Genomic DNA, 17318 nt, shown 5'->3' on the forward strand with positions numbered 1-17318 from the left:
TTTATTGTTCCTTGTAAACATTTTGCTCGGAGAGCTCTATTGTTTTGCGCTTAATTTAGCAGGATTTTTTGTTGCCTGTAAAATCACGAACTTATTGTTAGAAGCGATGAGTTTCACATTCTTATCGCCAAACAGACGTTTCAACTTGGCATCGTAGCCGAGGTGACGGTTTCCTATGACGAGTAACTTGCCATTTTGGTTCAAAATTTGTTTTGCATCACAGAACATTTGCCATGCTATATGATCGGTAATGGCTTGTTGCTGATGGAACGGTGGGTTACACATGATTAAATCGCAACTGTCAGGTTTGAATCCATCCAAACAGTTATTGGCCACGCACTGAATGTCGCGACCTTCGCCCAAGTTATCCAATAAGTTCTGCTTGGCAGATTCAAGCGCCATGAAGCTTTCATCAACGCAAGTCAGTCTTACATTTGGATTGAGTCGACCTGCTTTTACCGATAAGACGCCGTTACCGCATCCCAAATCGATAATGTGGTTGATTGAGGCGTCTTGAGGAATATGTTGCAGCATAAAACGCGCACCTAAATCTAAGCTTTCTCCTGAATAGACATTTGGCAGGTTTTTAAGCTGAATGTGTTCACCTTCGACATCCCAAGCCGTGATTGGATCTACTTCAATTCTTGGTTCTGCATCGGCCTGAGAAAAGACCAGTCGATGCTTTTTCCACGCCAGTGACGTTTTAGTCTCTCCAAGGTATTTTTCGAACAATTTTAATGTAGACGTATGGATTTCTTTGGCTTTGTTTACAGCAATAACAGGGCAAGCGGTTGGAAGCATCTTGCGAAGTTGGCTCAAGATCCAAACAAGATGACGATTACTTTTAGGCAGCTGGACTAACACAAGATCTGTATTCGCAGGAATACTGTCCATTGTGGTCAGAAATGCCACTTTATTACATTGATTGTCTTCAAGATTTTTTTGAGCACCTTTGTGAGAGACGAAAGAATCGCTCATAAAAGTGACATGATGTTTTTCAGAAAACCAGCAAGCGAGGGCACCAAAGTTGTCATTGATAATAACGATGTTTTGATGGTCGGGTAATGCCATTTCTTCGACGTGATTGATCAGGTACTCATCACCCGCATCCCAAGCTTGAAGCGTTTCGTTAGAACGCTTAGGAAAACGATGAAGCGTGAGGCTTCTACCGTGAAGATTCAATTCGGTTTTCATAAGTAAACGTAGGTTGATTCAATAAACTAGTGATTATTGTCGCAAATGATGGCTTACGTAGATACAAAAAGCTGTCAAATTTTCTATTTAACTCGCCGAAATAGCGTAAAGTGGCAAGCTTGTGGCTCGTGCTTTAAACGCATCAGTGCTGAATGGGCTGAACCTTTGCCAGTATTAACGCGAAACAAAGTCGCAAAATGGAAAGAGTATCAAGTCTCCACCTCTTTAGGAGTTGGGTATATACTTATGGCATTTGCATCATTGAGGAAAGAATATGATCCAAGAAATCATAGAGAAGAAGTTACATAGTGAGCTGCAACCAAGCTACTTAAAAGTTATCAACGAAAGTTACATGCACAATGTGCCGCCTGGCTCGGAAAGTCACTTTAAAGTCATTGTTGTGAGTGACTTATTTGCCGGTCAGAGATTGATTGGCCGTCACCGTCAAGTTCATCAAATTCTTGCCGATGAGCTAGATAATCATATTCACGCGCTTGCGATCCATACTTACACCGAGGAAGAGTGGAAATGTGAGCAAAATGGTGCACCAGACAGTCCAATGTGTATGGGAGGAGGGCGTTAACCCCTTTCAAACCAGACGTTTTTAGAAAGATGGCTCAGGCCATCTTTTTTTGTTTTACATTTTGTGTGGGACAAAAATGTGGCACAAATGTTGGTTAAAAAATGTGTTAACAGCGTTTCAACAAATGAATATAAATTAAAGCATATTTCAGGCTGTGAATATTTCATTTCCATAAGATATGTGTGGAATATGTCATTTGTGCGTTCGGTCAAAGTTATGACTAATATTTGACCTTTTAGACCTGATTCTATCGAAATTACCCCTCTATTCTGATGATTGGTCATGGCATCAAGTTCCTAAAAAATGCTAGACTACCGCACCTGATAAATCTCTCATATTTCATGTGACGAGATTTTTAATAGGATGTTGCGATTTTGATGTTTTAAACAACATCAAAACCGGACACTGATGTCGTGTCTAAAAGTTACGCAATCAAAAGAATCTTTTTCCCGATAAAAGTAGTGCAAGTGCGTATGATTACAATAAAGAAGGGCTTGGATCTTCCTATCGCAGGAACTCCATCCCAGGTGATTAATGATGGTAAGACCATCAAAAAAGTCGCCTTGCTTGGCGAAGAGTACGTTGGCATGCGTCCTACCATGCATGTCCGCGTTGGTGATGAAGTGAAAAAAGCGCAAATTCTTTTTGAAGACAAGAAGAACCCTGGCGTGAAATTTACTGCACCAGCAGCCGGTAAAGTGATCGAAGTTAACCGTGGCGCTAAACGTGTCCTTCAATCTGTAGTGATTGAAGTGGCAGGTGAAGAGCAGGTGACATTCGATAAGTTCGAAGCCGCTCAACTATCTGGTCTAGATCGCGAAGTGATCAAGACTCAACTGGTTGAATCTGGCCTTTGGACCGCTTTACGTACTCGTCCGTTTAGCAAGGTTCCAGCAATCGAGTCTGCTACTAAGGCTATTTTCGTAACTGCAATGGATACTAATCCTCTTGCAGCTAAGCCTGAGTTGATCATTAACGAACAACAAGAAGCATTCATTGCCGGTCTAGACATTCTTTCAGCCCTGACAGAAGGCAAGGTTTACGTATGTAAATCTGGCACTAGCTTGCCACGCTCTTCTCAGTCTAACGTAGAAGAACACGTCTTCGATGGCCCTCACCCAGCAGGTCTTGCTGGCACCCACATGCATTTCCTATACCCAGTAAATGCAGAAAACGTGGCTTGGAGCATCAACTACCAAGACGTTATCGCGTTCGGTAAGCTGTTCCTAACAGGTGAGCTATACACAGACCGTGTTATCTCTCTAGCGGGTCCAGTGGTGAATAACCCACGTCTGGTTCGTACCGTAGTGGGTGCTAGCCTTGACGACCTAACAGATAGCGAACTGATGCCTGGCGAAGTTCGTGTGATCTCTGGCTCAGTACTAACAGGTACTCACGCTACAGGTCCACACGCGTACCTTGGCCGTTACCATCAGCAGGTTTCTGTATTACGCGAAGGCCGTGAAAAAGAACTGCTCGGCTGGGCTATGCCTGGTAAGAACAAGTTCTCAGTAACTCGCTCATTCCTTGGTCACCTATTCAAAGGTCAGTTGTTCAACATGACAACATCGACTAATGGTAGTGACCGTTCAATGGTTCCAATCGGCAGCTACGAACGCGTAATGCCATTAGATATGGAACCTACTTTGCTACTTCGCGATCTATGCGCGGGCGATAGTGACAGTGCTCAAGCACTGGGCGCTCTAGAGCTAGACGAAGAAGATTTGGCATTGTGTACCTTTGTTTGTCCTGGTAAGTACGAGTACGGTCAACTACTTCGTGAATGCCTAGATAAGATCGAGAAGGAAGGGTAATTTCCATGGCTCTTAAAAAGTTTCTTGAAGACATCGAGCATCACTTTGAGCCTGGTGGTAAACATGAAAAATGGTTTGCCCTGTACGAAGCTGTCGCTACAGTTTTCTACACGCCAGGTCTAGTAACAAAGAAAAGCTCACACGTTCGTGATAGCGTTGACCTAAAACGTATCATGATCATGGTTTGGTTTGCGGTATTCCCAGCAATGTTCTGGGGTATGTACAACGCAGGTGGCCAAGCTATTGCAGCTCTAAACCACATGTACGCTGGTGATCAACTAGCGACAGTTATCGCAGGTAACTGGCACTACTGGCTGACTGAGATGCTAGGCGGATCGATTTCTGCTGATGCAGGCGTCGGCAGTAAGATGCTACTAGGTGCGACGTACTTCCTACCAATCTACGCAACAGTATTCCTTGTTGGTGGTTTCTGGGAAGTGCTTTTCTGTATGGTGCGTAAGCACGAAGTTAACGAAGGTTTCTTTGTAACTTCTATTCTTTTCGCACTTATCGTTCCACCAACGCTACCTCTATGGCAAGCGGCACTAGGTATTACATTTGGTGTTGTTGTTGCTAAAGAGATCTTCGGTGGTACAGGTCGCAACTTCCTTAACCCTGCACTTGCAGGTCGTGCTTTCCTATTCTTTGCTTACCCAGCGCAAATCTCGGGTGACGTAGTTTGGACTGCAGCTGATGGCTTCTCTGGTGCAACTGCTCTTAGCCAATGGGCTCACGGCGGTAGCGGCGCGTTGATCAACAACATCACTGGCGCTCCTATCACTTGGATGGATGCTTTCATCGGCAACATCCCTGGTTCAATTGGTGAAGTATCGACTCTTGCCCTAATGATCGGTGCAGCGATGATCGTTTACATGCGAATCGCTTCATGGCGCATCATTGCGGGTGTAATGATCGGTATGATTGCAGTATCGACACTGTTTAACGTGGTCGGTTCTGACACCAACCCAATGTTCAACATGCCATGGCACTGGCACCTAGTTCTAGGTGGTTTTGCATTCGGTATGTTCTTCATGGCTACAGACCCAGTATCAGCTTCATTTACTAACAAAGGTAAATGGTGGTACGGCATCCTAATCGGTGCAATGTGTGTGATGATCCGTGTAGTTAACCCAGCGTACCCAGAAGGTATGATGCTGGCGATTCTATTCGCGAACCTATTCGCACCTCTGTTCGACCATGTAGTAATTGAGAAGAACATCAAGCGGAGACTAGCACGCTATGGCAAGTAATAACGACAGCATTAAAAAGACGCTGGGTGTTGTTATCGGGTTGAGCCTTGTTTGTTCAATCATCGTATCAACAGCAGCAGTAGGTCTGCGTGATAAGCAAAAAGCTAACGCTGTCCTAGATAAACAATCAAAGATTGTTGAAGTTGCTGGCATTGAAGCAAATGGTAAGAAAGTACCTGAGCTATATGCTGAATACATCGAGCCTCGCTTGGTTGATTTCGCAACAGGCGAATTCGTTGAAGAAGCGGCTGATGGTTCTAAAGCAGCTAACTACGATCAACGTAAAGCAGCGAAAGACAACGCGACGTCTATTAAGCTTACAGCTGAGCAAGACAAAGCTAAGATCATTCGTCGTGCTAACACGGGTATCGTATACCTAGTGAAAAACGGTGATGACGTTTCTAAAGTTATCATCCCGGTTCACGGTAACGGTCTATGGTCGATGATGTACGCATTCGTTGCAGTTGAAACTGACGGTAACACTGTGTCTGGTATCACTTACTACGAGCAAGGTGAAACTCCTGGACTTGGTGGTGAAGTTGAGAACCCATCATGGCGTGCTCAATGGGTTGGTAAGAAACTGTTCGACGAAAACCACAAACCAGCAATCAAGGTTGTTAAAGGTGGTGCGCCAGCAGGTTCTGAACACGGCGTTGATGGCCTATCTGGTGCGACACTAACTGGTAACGGTGTTCAAGGTACATTCGACTTCTGGTTAGGTGACATGGGCTTTGGTCCTTTCCTAGCAAAAGTTCGTGACGGAGGTCTGAACTAATGTCTAGCGCACAAAACATTAAAAAGAGCATTATGGCGCCGGTGTTGGATAACAACCCGATCGCGCTACAAGTTCTTGGCGTATGTTCTGCTCTTGCAGTAACAACTAAACTAGAAACGGCGTTTGTAATGACACTAGCGGTAACATTCGTAACTGCTCTGTCTAACTTCTCTGTTTCTCTGATCCGTAACCACATTCCTAACAGTGTGCGTATCATCGTTCAAATGGCGATCATCGCATCTCTAGTAATAGTGGTAGACCAGGTGCTAAAAGCTTACCTATACGATATCTCTAAACAGCTATCAGTATTCGTTGGCCTGATCATCACCAACTGTATCGTAATGGGTCGTGCTGAAGCATTCGCAATGAAGTCTGCGCCAGTACCTTCTCTAATCGACGGTATTGGTAACGGTCTAGGTTACGGTTTCGTTCTTATCACTGTTGGTTTCTTCCGTGAGCTATTCGGCTCAGGCAAACTATTTGGTATGGAAGTACTACCTCTAGTGAGCAACGGTGGTTGGTACCAGCCTAACGGTCTAATGCTACTAGCACCATCTGCATTCTTCCTAATCGGCTTCCTGATCTGGGTAATCCGTGTGTTTAAACCAGAACAAGTAGAAGCGAAGGAGTAAGGGCGTCATGGAACATTACATCAGTCTGTTAGTTAAATCGATTTTCATCGAGAACATGGCACTGTCTTTCTTCCTAGGTATGTGTACTTTCCTTGCCGTATCTAAGAAAGTTAAGACCTCTTTCGGTCTAGGTGTTGCAGTTGTGGTAGTTTTGACTATCGCTGTTCCTGTGAACAACCTAGTTTACAACCTAGTTCTGAAAGAAAATGCGTTAGTTGAGGGCGTGGACCTTAGCTTCCTAAACTTCATCACCTTTATCGGTGTAATTGCAGCACTTGTACAGATCCTAGAGATGGTTCTTGACCGTTTCTTCCCACCTTTGTACAACGCGCTAGGCATCTTCCTACCGTTGATCACAGTAAACTGTGCGATCTTCGGTGGTGTATCTTTCATGGTACAACGTGACTACAACTTTGCTGAATCTGTTGTTTACGGTTTCGGTTCTGGTGTGGGTTGGATGCTAGCAATTGTTGCTCTTGCAGGTATCCGTGAGAAGATGAAGTACTCTGACGTACCTCCAGGTCTACGTGGTCTTGGCATCACATTCATCACTGTAGGTCTTATGGCGTTAGGCTTTATGTCTTTCTCTGGTGTTCAACTGTAAGTCGGGTAAACCGCAACAATTAAGGAATAGTCAATGGACATTATTCTTGGTGTAGTGATGTTTACTCTGATCGTACTTGCGCTAGTACTAGTGATTCTTTTCGCTAAGTCTAAGCTTGTACCAACAGGTGACATTACAATTTCTGTGAACGGTGACGCTGATAAAGCGATCGTTACACAACCAGGCGGTAAGCTACTGAGTGCTCTAGCTGGTGCTGGCGTATTCGTATCTTCTGCTTGTGGTGGCGGTGGCTCTTGTGGTCAGTGTCGCGTAAAAGTTAAATCTGGCGGTGGCGACATCCTACCAACTGAGCTTGATCACATCACGAAAGGTGAAGCTCGTGAAGGTGAGCGTCTAGCGTGTCAGGTGGCAGTGAAAACTGACATGGACATCGAACTACCAGAAGAAATCTTCGGCGTTAAGAAGTGGGAATGTACGGTTATCTCTAACGATAACAAAGCGACATTCATCAAAGAGCTTAAGCTGCAAATTCCAGATGGCGAATCAGTACCTTTCCGTGCTGGTGGTTACATCCAGATTGAAGCGCCAGCTCACCACGTTAAATACGCGGACTACGATATTCCTCAGGAATACCGTGAGGACTGGGAGAAGTTCAATCTTTTCCGTTACGAGTCTAAAGTTAATGAAGAAACAATTCGTGCATACTCAATGGCTAACTACCCTGAAGAGCACGGTATCATCATGCTTAACGTTCGTATCGCAACTCCGCCGCCGAACAACCCAGACGTACCACCGGGCATCATGTCTTCGTACATCTGGTCTTTGAAAGAAGGCGACAAGTGTACTATCTCTGGTCCATTTGGTGAGTTCTTCGCGAAAGACACTGACGCAGAAATGGTATTCATTGGTGGTGGTGCAGGTATGGCTCCAATGCGTTCTCATATCTTCGACCAGCTAAAACGTCTGCACTCTAAGCGTAAGATGTCATTCTGGTACGGCGCACGTTCTAAACGTGAAATGTTCTACGTTGAAGACTTCGATGGCCTAGCGGCTGAGAACGACAACTTCGTATGGCACTGTGCACTGTCAGATCCACTTCCAGAAGATAACTGGGATGGTTACACAGGCTTCATTCACAACGTTCTTTACGAGAACTACTTACGTGATCACGAAGCTCCAGAAGACTGTGAGTACTACATGTGTGGTCCACCTATGATGAACGCGGCTGTTATCGGCATGCTGAAAGACCTAGGTGTAGAGGATGAGAACATCCTACTAGATGACTTCGGTGGTTAATCCCTCCAAGTGATTGTATTTATGGCTAGCTCTCTAAGGGCTAGCCATTATTTTTTCTGAAATACAAAACCATATTCAACAGTTGCTATAGGAAATTGGATTGACGGACATGGTCCTATTTCCCATATCAATTCAACAACAATGGGAGTAAACAAGTGAAAAAGTGGCTTGTTGCATTCGCTTCTCTATTGATTTTGGCTGGTTGTGAACAGCCTGCTGATCAAATTCATCTAAGCGGTCCTACAATGGGGACTTCTTACAACATTAAATACATTGAGCAAGACGGCATTCCGACGCCGAAGGCTCTGCAAACGGAAATCGATCGACTGCTTGAAGAAGTCAACGATCAAATGTCGACTTACCGTGAAGACTCAGAGCTGAGTCGCTTTAACCAGCATCAAACAAGTGAGCCTTTCGAAGTGTCAGCGCAAACGGCAACCGTAGTAAAAGAAGCGGTTCGTCTCAATGGCCTAACTTTAGGTGCACTCGATGTAACGGTTGGTCCTCTGGTTAACCTTTGGGGCTTTGGCCCAGAAGCTCGCCCTGACGTAGTGCCTTCTGATGAAGAGTTAGCGGCTCGTAAGGCAAACACTGGGATTCACCACCTGACCGTTGATGGCAATAAACTGTCAAAGGACATTCCTAATTTGTATGTTGATCTGTCAACGATTGCAAAAGGTTGGGGGGTTGATGTGGTTGCTGATTACCTACAATCGGTAGGGATCAAAAACTACATGGTCGAAGTTGGTGGCGAAATGCGTTTGAAAGGTATCAACCGAGAAGGTGTGCCATGGCGAATCGCGATTGAGAAACCAACGGTTGATGAGCGATCTATTCAAGAGATCATCGAACCAGGTGACATGGCAATTGCAACAAGTGGTGACTACCGTAATTACTTTGAGAGCAATGGTGTGCGATACTCTCACATTATCAATCCGCAAACAGGCAAACCAATCCATCATAAAGTGGTGTCTGTGACAGTATTGGATAAATCGTCGATGACTGCTGACGGTCTAGCAACGGGTCTTATGGTGCTAGGCGAAGAAAAAGGCATGGAAATCGCGAACGAAAATAACATTCCTGTTTTCATGATTGTGAAAACGGAAGATGGTTTTAAAGAGCTGGCTTCGGAAGCATACAAGCCATTCATGAACAAATAACATCAGAAGTGAGCATGTTCTTATGAGTACATTTCTAATTACATTTGCAGTGTTTGTTGCGGTGATCGCAGCGATGGCAGTTGGCTACATCTTCCAGAAGAAAGTAGTGAAAGGCAGCTGTGGTGGTCTTGGCGCAGTCGGCATAGAGAAAGTATGTAACTGCCCAGAGCCATGTGACGCGCGCAAGAAGCGTGAAGCTCGCGAAGCTGCTCGTGCTGAAAAGCTAGCTGCGTGGGAAAAAGACCGTATCGCGTAACGCGCAAGCATAGAGTGCTTATCATTTTTCTATAACCCAGCTTCGGCTGGGTTATTTTTTGCGTGTATCAAAGCGCCGTGCTTTCTACATAGAGAGTGAAATATTAGTACTTTCACGGGCGCATAATTGGGTGAGGTATATACTCAAATAAAGGTTCATTCGAGTCGGAGGACACAATGGAATTACATCAACATGGCATGGCTGATCTTTTCAATCAGCTCGGGTTAGGGAGCTCTTCCAAAGAAATTAAAGATTTCGTCAATACGCATCGACATAAACGTGAATCAGCACCTTTACACGAAGCGAGTTTCTGGACACGTTCTCAGGCCGCATTTTTAAAACAAGCTATTGAAGAAGATGCTGATTGGGCTGAACTTGTGGATCAGCTCGATGTAATGTTGCGTGATTGAACCGCGATAAAAAAAAGATAATTCAACCCTTTAGAAAGTTCTCTGTGCGGTGGTTTTAATCTTTCATTTTCTTGCTTCGTTAATTGAATTATACTGTATTTTTAACCAGTATTTTGTCGGGTATGTCAGAGCGAATCAGAAAGATTATTCATGTCGATATGGATTGTTTTTATGCTGCCGTCGAGATGCGAGATAACCCAAATTATCGAGATATAGCGCTTGCGGTTGGCGGGCATGAAAAACAGCGCGGCGTCATTAGCACGTGTAACTACGAAGCACGCAAGTTTGGCGTACGTAGTGCCATGCCTACCGCTCGTGCGTTGCAGCTTTGCCCGCATTTGCTCGTTGTCCCCGGTCGAATGCATGTCTACAAACAAGTCTCACTGCAAATTCGAGCTATCTTCGAACGTTATACTTCCTTAATTGAACCTCTTTCTCTTGATGAGGCCTACCTAGATGTTACCGATGCGACAGCGTGCAGGGGCTCAGCAACCCTGATTGCGGAGTCTATCCGTAATGATATTCGAAACGAGTTGGGCCTGACGGCATCTGCTGGAATCGCGCCGATTAAGTTTCTCGCTAAAGTTGCTTCGGATATGAACAAACCCAATGGACAGTTTGTTATTCCTCCTGAGAAAGTTCAAGAAGTGGTCGATAAGCTACCACTAGAAAAAATCCCTGGAGTTGGTAAGGTCAGTCTAGAAAAGTTACATCAAGCGGGCTTTTATCTGTGTGAAGACATTAAAAATAGCGACTATCGAGAACTGTTACGCCAATTCGGTCGCCAAGGCGCATCATTGTGGAAACGCAGTCACGGTATCGATGATCGAGAAGTTGTAGTCGAGCGTGAGAGAAAGTCGGTTGGTGTTGAGCGAACGTTTAGCCAAAACATCTCTACTTATGATGAGTGCTGGCAAGTGATCGAAGAGAAACTTTATCCTGAACTGGAAAAGCGACTGGAGCGTGCCAGTCCAGATAAATCGATCATTAAGCAAGGCATTAAGGTAAAGTTCGCGGACTTCCAGCTCACTACCATTGAACACATTCATCCTCAGTTAGAACTTGAGGACTTTAAGTTGTTGCTAAAAGACATTCTAAAGCGTCAAAATGGTCGTGAAATTCGCCTCTTAGGCTTGAGCGTTATGCTCAAGCCAGAAGAGCAAGCTCGCCAACTCAGCTTCTTTTAATCTATTCCCGAACACTTTCAACTAATTGTAGTACCTGTTCGAAGGACACATTAGCCAATGCACCATACCCAGATAGCTTTGAGGCTTTAAGTTGGCTGATCAACGGCGTGCTGATGCCACATAAGAATCGGGCGATGGCTTCGTTACTGATTGCAGAAGGGGAAAGTTGGACAAACTCTGCAATCCAAGCGGAGGCGACTGCTGGTTCAGGTTGGTCGTAAATCCGAGGTGGGAACGCCGCTCTCTGTCCTCGACACACAGAACAATGACCGCAGTGAGCAGGGGCATTGTGGTCGGCAAAGTAACTGGCTAATTGATGACTTAAACAATCTGACGATTGGAACAATCCCAACATGGCGTGAATTCGGTCGATGTCTTTGCGCTCTTTAGACTGGAACAGCTCGTACAGATGCTGCGTGATGTCTTCGATATTCTGTGTCTCAGGTAAGACGGAATACACATCGGTTAGCTGCTTGCTTTCTAGTTCAACCCAACCATTCTGATGAAAGTAATCCAGAGCAGCGACAACGCGGCTACGTTCCGAGTGATAATGCATCCAAAGAGCATCGAGATCGACTTGGCACCATACTTTCGCTTTGGTCGAACAAGTGAAAATGGCTTCTACAAACTCGCGTCGTTCTCCTTGGAATTGGTTAACGATGAACTGCTGATCTTGTAGGAATTTGAATCGATATTCGGCAAAGTAGCTAAACTTAGCTTCGATCACTTTCGCAAGCTCTAAATACACCAACAGCGTCTTGAGTGGTAACTGGCGGATATTGCTCTCGCGAGACAAACGTAGTGGCACGACTTCCCACTGAGGTTGGTGCTCTTTGATTTGACCCAATACATAACTAATCGAAGAGCGCTCAGGCGTGTCGCCAAACACAAAGTTTTCTAATACAGTTAGCCCAGAAGTATTGCCAAGCAGAATGCATTCAGAGCGTTGTCCGTCGCGTCCTGCTCGACCTATTTCTTGTGCATAGTTTTCAATGGATTTAGGTAGATCAAAGTGAATTACTCGGCGAATGTCTGATTTGTCGACACCCATCCCAAAGGCAATCGTGGCCACAATGCAGTCAATTTGGCTCGCCATAAATTGCTGTTGTATTTGCTCACGAACTTCACTTTTCATTCCTGCATGATACGCATGAGCGTTAACGCCAATGTGGATCAATGACTTAGCCACTTGCTCTGCAGTTTGCTGTTGCGTTACGTAAACGATGGTTGGCAGTTTAGGGGCTGTGGCGACAATCGTGTTGAGTTGCGTTTGCTTTTCGGACTCTTCGCAAGGGATGACTGAAATATCGAGGTTCGAACGGTAAAAGCCAGTTACAGTAATGTGGTCACTCGCAATATCGAACTTATTTTTCATGTCCTCAATAACGGCGGGCGTTGCTGTGGCGGTCAGCAACAAGGTTTGGGGAATGTTCAGTTCTCGCTGATATTGCGGCAACTTGAGGTAATCCGGACGGAAGTTATGTCCCCACTCAGAGATACAGTGCGCTTCATCGACTACCATCAAAGAGATTGGCACTTGACGAATGAACTCGCGAAAGCGCTCGTTTTTGAGGCGTTCGACAGAAATCATCAAAATTTTGATTTCACCGTTTTTGACTCCAACCATTACGCGTTGCGCTTCTTCTCTGCTTTGGCTGCTATCGATAGAAGCGGCGGCGATCCCTTTGCTTTGCAAAAAGCTCAGCTGATCTTTCATTAGTGCCAGTAATGGCGAGATCACTAAAGTGAGGTTTGGCAGCATGGTGGCGGGGAGTTGATAACAAAGAGATTTGCCCGAGCCCGTTGGGAATATTGCTGCTGCAGAGTAACCATTCATGACCGATTCAATAACTGGTTGTTGGCCTTGGCGTAATGAGTCAAAACCAAACACGGATTGAAGCGTTTGTAGTAACTGGGTACTTTGCATGCTAGGGAAACCTTTCTTCGGTGATAGACTAGGGTACATTAACATATCCTGCCTACTGAGCGCGCCTTCAAAAAGTATGAACAAAGCTGAGTTAATCCAAATCATCATTCATCAATTGGAAGAAAAACTTCGAATTGCACACGCTTCCACCCAAAGAGCCATCGATGCCGCAACGGACGAAGAAACAGTGCCCGAGCATAAGTACGACACGCTTGCATTAGAGGCTTCTTATCTTGCTCACGGCCAAGCAATGCGAGTACGAGAGAGCGAGGACGAATTGCGTCAGTATCGCTCAATGGTTACTCGCGACTTTACGGATGCGCCAATAGGTGTAGGCGCGTATGTGGTTCTCGTCGATGAGAATAATATCGAAAAACGCTTTTTCATCGGTCCGTGCTCTGGTGGACTAACGGTGGCTTGGCAAGATCAGGAAGTCTTTGTCTTAACAGCGAAATCACCATTAGGACGAGCGTTACTTGGCAAAGAGGAAGGCGAAGAGTTTGAGATGAAAATTGGCGATAAAACAACTTGTTACGAAGTCGTGACGGTGTCCTGACATCAAATGTATAACTGAGTGTTATGTTTAACAGAAGTTATTTTGAAGATAAGAGAATGACATGAAGAAACTTTTTACACTTTCATTGCTGATGGTTAGTGCAACAGGCTATGCAGCGCAATGTCGTGTGGACATCCATAATGAAGTTCGTATGGATGGACAGAGTTTGGAAATTCGCCAGACTTCTGGTGATAAAGCCGTCGTGGACGAAGACAACAACTTGTTCATCAAAGGTGAGTTGATTGAACTCGATGCAGAGCAGAAAGCCGCGATTGAAGCATATCGCGAAAAAATGAATGCCTATATCCCTCAAGCTAAGCAGCTAGCGAGTGATGGCTTGGAACTCGCCAATGACATCATTGATGATGTGGCAGCGAGTTTGGATGCGCCGGGCGCGTTTGATAACGTAAAAGTTGCAGTTAAAGACTTCTTTGCTGATGTGCAATCTCGTTATTACAAAGATGGTGATTTTATTTTGCCTGCAGACAGCTTTGAATCGATGACGCAGGGCTGGACGAAAGATTTTGAAAAAGCGCAGGAGATTTTTAATAAAGAGTTTCTGGCTAGCGCGTTCGATGCTTTATCGAAAAAAATGAAAGAAGAGGGTGGTTTAAACCTGACAGCACTCTCTGAAAGCATGGCAGAATTAAGTGCGAAAGTTGAGCAGCGTCTGGCTGAACATTCGAAAGAGGTGGAGCAACAAGCGGAAGACTTATGTGAATCTCTGGACAATATGGCAGGGCAAGAAGACGATTTGTTGAAGAAAATTCCTGAGTTGAAAGACTATCGAGTCTTTACCATTTGATGAATCGCTTCGCGTAGAAACAACATCTAAAAATACAAAGAAAGAGAGCGCCGTTTGGCACTCTCTTTTCGTTTTAGTGGTTCCATCTTTTGGTCGAGTTGCGAGGGTTTGACCAAACGCACCTAACCGGCTTAAAGGCGCTTATTGCGCGTTCATCTGAGTTAACTTATCACCAACAGGTTTTGAGAAGTTAAAGCCATCATGCTGATCCCAGTTGATAGACCACGTCATTACACCAGCATAATTCGGGTAGTTAAACGCTGGTTTAACGGTGCCACAGGATGTGCCTTTCGTTAAACAGTCTAGTGCGTTGAGAATATTTTGTGTCGGAGCCTGACCTGAGTTTGCCGAGCTTGGGCCTGAAGGTAAACCGATCGCGACTTGATCATCACGCAATGGCGCAAACTGAGTGCCGTCGGCTAGTTCAAAACCTTCGATGAGCATCTTAGATTGAGCGACCATCATATCAACAGAGCCTTCTGGTGCAGAACCTGGTAGGTACGGGTTTGGTAGACCGCCGTTATTGTATAGCTGAACATGAAGCAAGTCGAGCGTGCTGCGAGTATCGTTGATCACGGGAATGTACGCTCCCCAAATTCCGCTGTAAGCGACGTAACCGCCTTGAACATAAGGGTGTTCAGGAGCCATGGTTAGGTACATATCGCTACCCATGTTTTGCTCAATTTTCAGCAAAGCACGACCAAGACGAGCTTGAATTTGTGAACCGTGTACTAGGTTAGATCCACTCTCTAAATCCACATCGAGACCATCAAAGCCCCATTCAGCGATAAGGCCAGTTAGACTAGAAACAAAGTTCGCTTCGTCTTGGTCAGTGTTTAGAGTGATAGTGCCTTCAGCGCCTCCAAGAGATAGAACGAACTTCTTACCTTTCGCCTGCAATGCTGCCATATCTTGTTTGAATTGCGTTGGGTCGAGTGCAGGACAATCACTGTAAATATCGCCAGAATACAGGTTGAAGTGCACTGTGCCATCGCTGTTTCGGTCGTTTTCAGCAAAGGCAATATCAATCACATCCCAAGCATCAGCCATGTCTGCCAGTCTGATTGGGCAACCCGCACCGTTCACGAAGTTGTGCCAGTAACCAATCAGTTTATGACGTTTTTCTGTCTGCTCTACAACTGTCACCGCTGCTGCGTCAGATAATGCGGTGCTTCCGGTAAGATCGACGGCTTGAGCGCTTACGGTAAACTGTCCGATTGCGGCTGGTGTCCAGTTCGCAGAGTAAGGTGCAGTCGTATCTGTGGCGACAACGGCGCCGTTGACCATAAAGTCAACTTGCTTAATGCCTGAAGTTAAAGACGTTGCATCGGCGCTTAATGCGAGATTTTTGCCTAAGCCAACCGTTTGACCTGCGCTAGGCGAAGTAAGAGAAATGACTAAATCTTTATCACTGACATTTACGTTCACAACAGATTCTGACGTATTGTTGTCGTTATCGGTTGCAACGGCTTTAAGCTGGTTAGCGCCAATAAGTGTGGCGTTCCAAGTTACGGAATATGGCGCTTGAGTAACGACACCTAAGCGATCGTTATTAGCGAAAAACTCCACTTGCGTAACCGTGCCATCTGAGTCGCTTGCGTTGGCTGTGATTTCGTTGTTGCTGCCTGCGAGCACGACTTGCCCATCAGTTGGGGCGGTAATGGTAACTTGAGGTGGTGTTGAGCACGCTCCTAGGCCAGTCCAAGCATCTTTCCAGTACAGGCCTTCACCTGGCTCGTAGGCCCATGTTGCGTCGGACGAACACCAACCTGCAACGTCACAACGATATTTTTGGTTAAGATTAGAAACCAGAGTACCTACTTCATAACGCGTGCCAGCAACGTAAGGTAGAGCATCAGCACACCCACCAGTGCCTGTTTCTGAATTCGTGACGACAAGCGCCACTTCTTGACTCATGGTAGAGAGATTAGAGTCATCTGTCGCTTGAGCTTTAAATGAGTGCGTGCCAACACTCGCTGTCCATTGGTATTCGTAAGGTGCACTGGTATCAATGGCGACAGATTGGTTGTTAACGAAGAACTCAACTTGAGTAACTACGCCATCAAAGTCATCAGCTTGAGCAGTGACGGTTAGGTTATCCCCCACACTCAGTGTTTCCGTACCTGTTGGGCTAGTGAGAGTAATGCTAGGTGGCGGCAGCTCTACTTGAGGCTGAACGACGATAGCAACCGTTGTGGAGGTTACTGCGCCTTCATTGTCTGTCGCAATCGCGGTGAGTTGAGAAACGCTTTGGGCTGCGGTCCAAGAAGCCTCAAATGGCGCTTGGGTGACGATAGCAACGGTTTGGTCACCCGCTAAAAACTCCACTTGTGTGACCTGTCCGTCCTCGTCGGACGCATTGGCTAACAGAGTAATGGCGCTGCCTTCAGGAATTTGCGCGTTGTTCGTTGGAGAAGAGAAGGACACCGTTGGCGACAGATTACTGTTTCCTCCATCACATTGACCTAATGCCTTCCACGCTTCCCATGAGCCTGAGTTGGTGACGGGGTCGTTACCTTGTGTCCAATAAGCGGCCTCATAGGCGGCGCCTTGAGTTTTCACTTGAGTGCCTGAGGTGTAGATCGCAGTGCTATCCCAATCAGGCAGGCTTTGACAGTTGTAGGCTTGAGCTTGATAGCTAACACTGAGTGCAGCAACCACAGCTCCGTGAAGTAGAGTGACCTTCATTTTTCTCTCCTTGAGTCATGGATATAAATGAGAACAGAGTAATAACTAGCTGATAAATAGACATAAGGGGGAAAAAGCGAAGAACAATATTCTGCTTTTCGACACAATATCACGAGGAACTATTCGCCTCTTACAGTCGAGCTCATTATTTTTCGGCTCACTTCACGATGAATGAATCAGTGGTTTTTGCGTGGTGATACAGTCGATTTGATGGCAAATA

The 17318-nt window shown here is 45.6% G+C and carries 16 protein-coding genes; 13 read left to right on the top strand and 3 right to left on the bottom strand.

Annotated features, from left to right (window positions below):
• Positions 1-36: 36 nt before the first annotated feature.
• Positions 37-1194 carry a methyltransferase gene (locus BIW15_RS05605; protein ID WP_077280670.1) on the bottom strand — a complete coding sequence of 386 codons (1158 nt, stop codon included), beginning with the start codon at positions 1192-1194 and terminating at the stop codon, positions 37-39.
• A gap of 274 nt (positions 1195-1468) precedes the next feature.
• On the opposite strand from BIW15_RS05605, the gene bolA reads away from it, so the two are divergent.
• The 11 genes from bolA to dinB all read left to right on the top strand — a co-directional run bounded on the left by bolA (position 1469) and on the right by dinB (position 11122).
• On the top strand, positions 1469-1777 hold the full coding sequence (bolA, locus tag BIW15_RS05610; protein ID WP_077280671.1) for a transcriptional regulator BolA: 309 nt from the start codon (positions 1469-1471) through the stop codon (positions 1775-1777).
• 473 nt (positions 1778-2250) lie between these two features.
• Positions 2251-3591: a Na(+)-translocating NADH-quinone reductase subunit A gene (locus tag BIW15_RS05620; protein WP_069540720.1), complete on the top strand. Its 1341-nt coding sequence runs from the start codon at positions 2251-2253 to the stop codon at positions 3589-3591.
• A 5-nt stretch (positions 3592-3596) separates the two neighbouring features.
• Complete coding sequence (locus tag BIW15_RS05625) at positions 3597-4841, top strand: NADH:ubiquinone reductase (Na(+)-transporting) subunit B (protein WP_005456580.1); 1245 nt, start codon at positions 3597-3599, stop codon at positions 4839-4841.
• Positions 4831-5616: a Na(+)-translocating NADH-quinone reductase subunit C gene (locus tag BIW15_RS05630; RefSeq protein ID WP_005456526.1), complete on the top strand. Its 786-nt coding sequence runs from the start codon at positions 4831-4833 to the stop codon at positions 5614-5616. Before BIW15_RS05625 ends, BIW15_RS05630 begins: the two co-directional genes overlap by 11 nt.
• On the top strand, positions 5616-6248 hold the full coding sequence (locus BIW15_RS05635) for an NADH:ubiquinone reductase (Na(+)-transporting) subunit D (protein ID WP_005456515.1): 633 nt from the start codon (positions 5616-5618) through the stop codon (positions 6246-6248). Before BIW15_RS05630 ends, BIW15_RS05635 begins: the two co-directional genes overlap by 1 nt.
• Positions 6249-6255: 7 nt before the next feature.
• A complete protein-coding gene (nqrE, locus tag BIW15_RS05640; RefSeq protein WP_005436652.1) occupies positions 6256-6852 on the top strand; it encodes an NADH:ubiquinone reductase (Na(+)-transporting) subunit E in 597 nt (198 codons plus the stop codon).
• Between the two features lie 33 nt (positions 6853-6885).
• Positions 6886-8109 carry an NADH:ubiquinone reductase (Na(+)-transporting) subunit F gene (gene nqrF, locus BIW15_RS05645; RefSeq protein WP_005456545.1) on the top strand — a complete coding sequence of 408 codons (1224 nt, stop codon included), beginning with the start codon at positions 6886-6888 and terminating at the stop codon, positions 8107-8109.
• Between the two features lie 155 nt (positions 8110-8264).
• Complete coding sequence (locus BIW15_RS05650; protein ID WP_005494217.1) at positions 8265-9269, top strand: FAD:protein FMN transferase; 1005 nt, start codon at positions 8265-8267, stop codon at positions 9267-9269.
• A 22-nt stretch (positions 9270-9291) separates the two neighbouring features.
• Positions 9292-9525, top strand: coding sequence for a (Na+)-NQR maturation NqrM (gene nqrM, locus BIW15_RS05655; RefSeq protein ID WP_005436655.1), 234 nt, complete (start codon positions 9292-9294; stop codon positions 9523-9525).
• 176 nt (positions 9526-9701) lie between these two features.
• Complete coding sequence (locus BIW15_RS05660; RefSeq protein ID WP_005456658.1) at positions 9702-9935, top strand: DUF2789 domain-containing protein; 234 nt, start codon at positions 9702-9704, stop codon at positions 9933-9935.
• Positions 9936-10057: 122 nt separating this feature from the next.
• The gene (gene dinB, locus BIW15_RS05665; protein WP_020841182.1) at positions 10058-11122 is read left to right on the top strand and encodes a DNA polymerase IV; all 1065 of its coding nucleotides are present in this window, start codon (positions 10058-10060) and stop codon (positions 11120-11122) included.
• Between the two features lies 1 nt (position 11123).
• Here dinB and BIW15_RS05670 read toward each other — a convergent pair whose 3' ends face one another.
• The gene (locus tag BIW15_RS05670) at positions 11124-13049 is read right to left on the bottom strand and encodes an ATP-dependent DNA helicase RecQ (RefSeq protein ID WP_179115238.1); all 1926 of its coding nucleotides are present in this window, start codon (positions 13047-13049) and stop codon (positions 11124-11126) included.
• 76 nt (positions 13050-13125) lie between these two features.
• On the opposite strand from BIW15_RS05670, the gene BIW15_RS05675 reads away from it, so the two are divergent.
• Both BIW15_RS05675 and BIW15_RS05680 read left to right on the top strand, forming a co-directional pair.
• A complete protein-coding gene (locus tag BIW15_RS05675; RefSeq protein WP_179115229.1) occupies positions 13126-13605 on the top strand; it encodes a GreA/GreB family elongation factor in 480 nt (159 codons plus the stop codon).
• A 61-nt stretch (positions 13606-13666) separates the two neighbouring features.
• Positions 13667-14410: a YggN family protein gene (locus tag BIW15_RS05680; RefSeq protein ID WP_021449939.1), complete on the top strand. Its 744-nt coding sequence runs from the start codon at positions 13667-13669 to the stop codon at positions 14408-14410.
• A 141-nt stretch (positions 14411-14551) separates the two neighbouring features.
• On the opposite strand, the gene BIW15_RS05685 is transcribed toward BIW15_RS05680, so the two are convergent.
• Positions 14552-17098, bottom strand: a complete 2547-nt coding sequence (locus tag BIW15_RS05685; RefSeq protein WP_021449938.1) for an Ig-like domain-containing protein — start codon at positions 17096-17098, stop codon at positions 14552-14554.
• Positions 17099-17318 lie beyond the last annotated feature (220 nt).

Source organism: Vibrio sp. SALL6 (assembly GCF_002002385.1).
GTDB classification, from domain to species: domain Bacteria; phylum Pseudomonadota; class Gammaproteobacteria; order Enterobacterales; family Vibrionaceae; genus Vibrio; species Vibrio parahaemolyticus.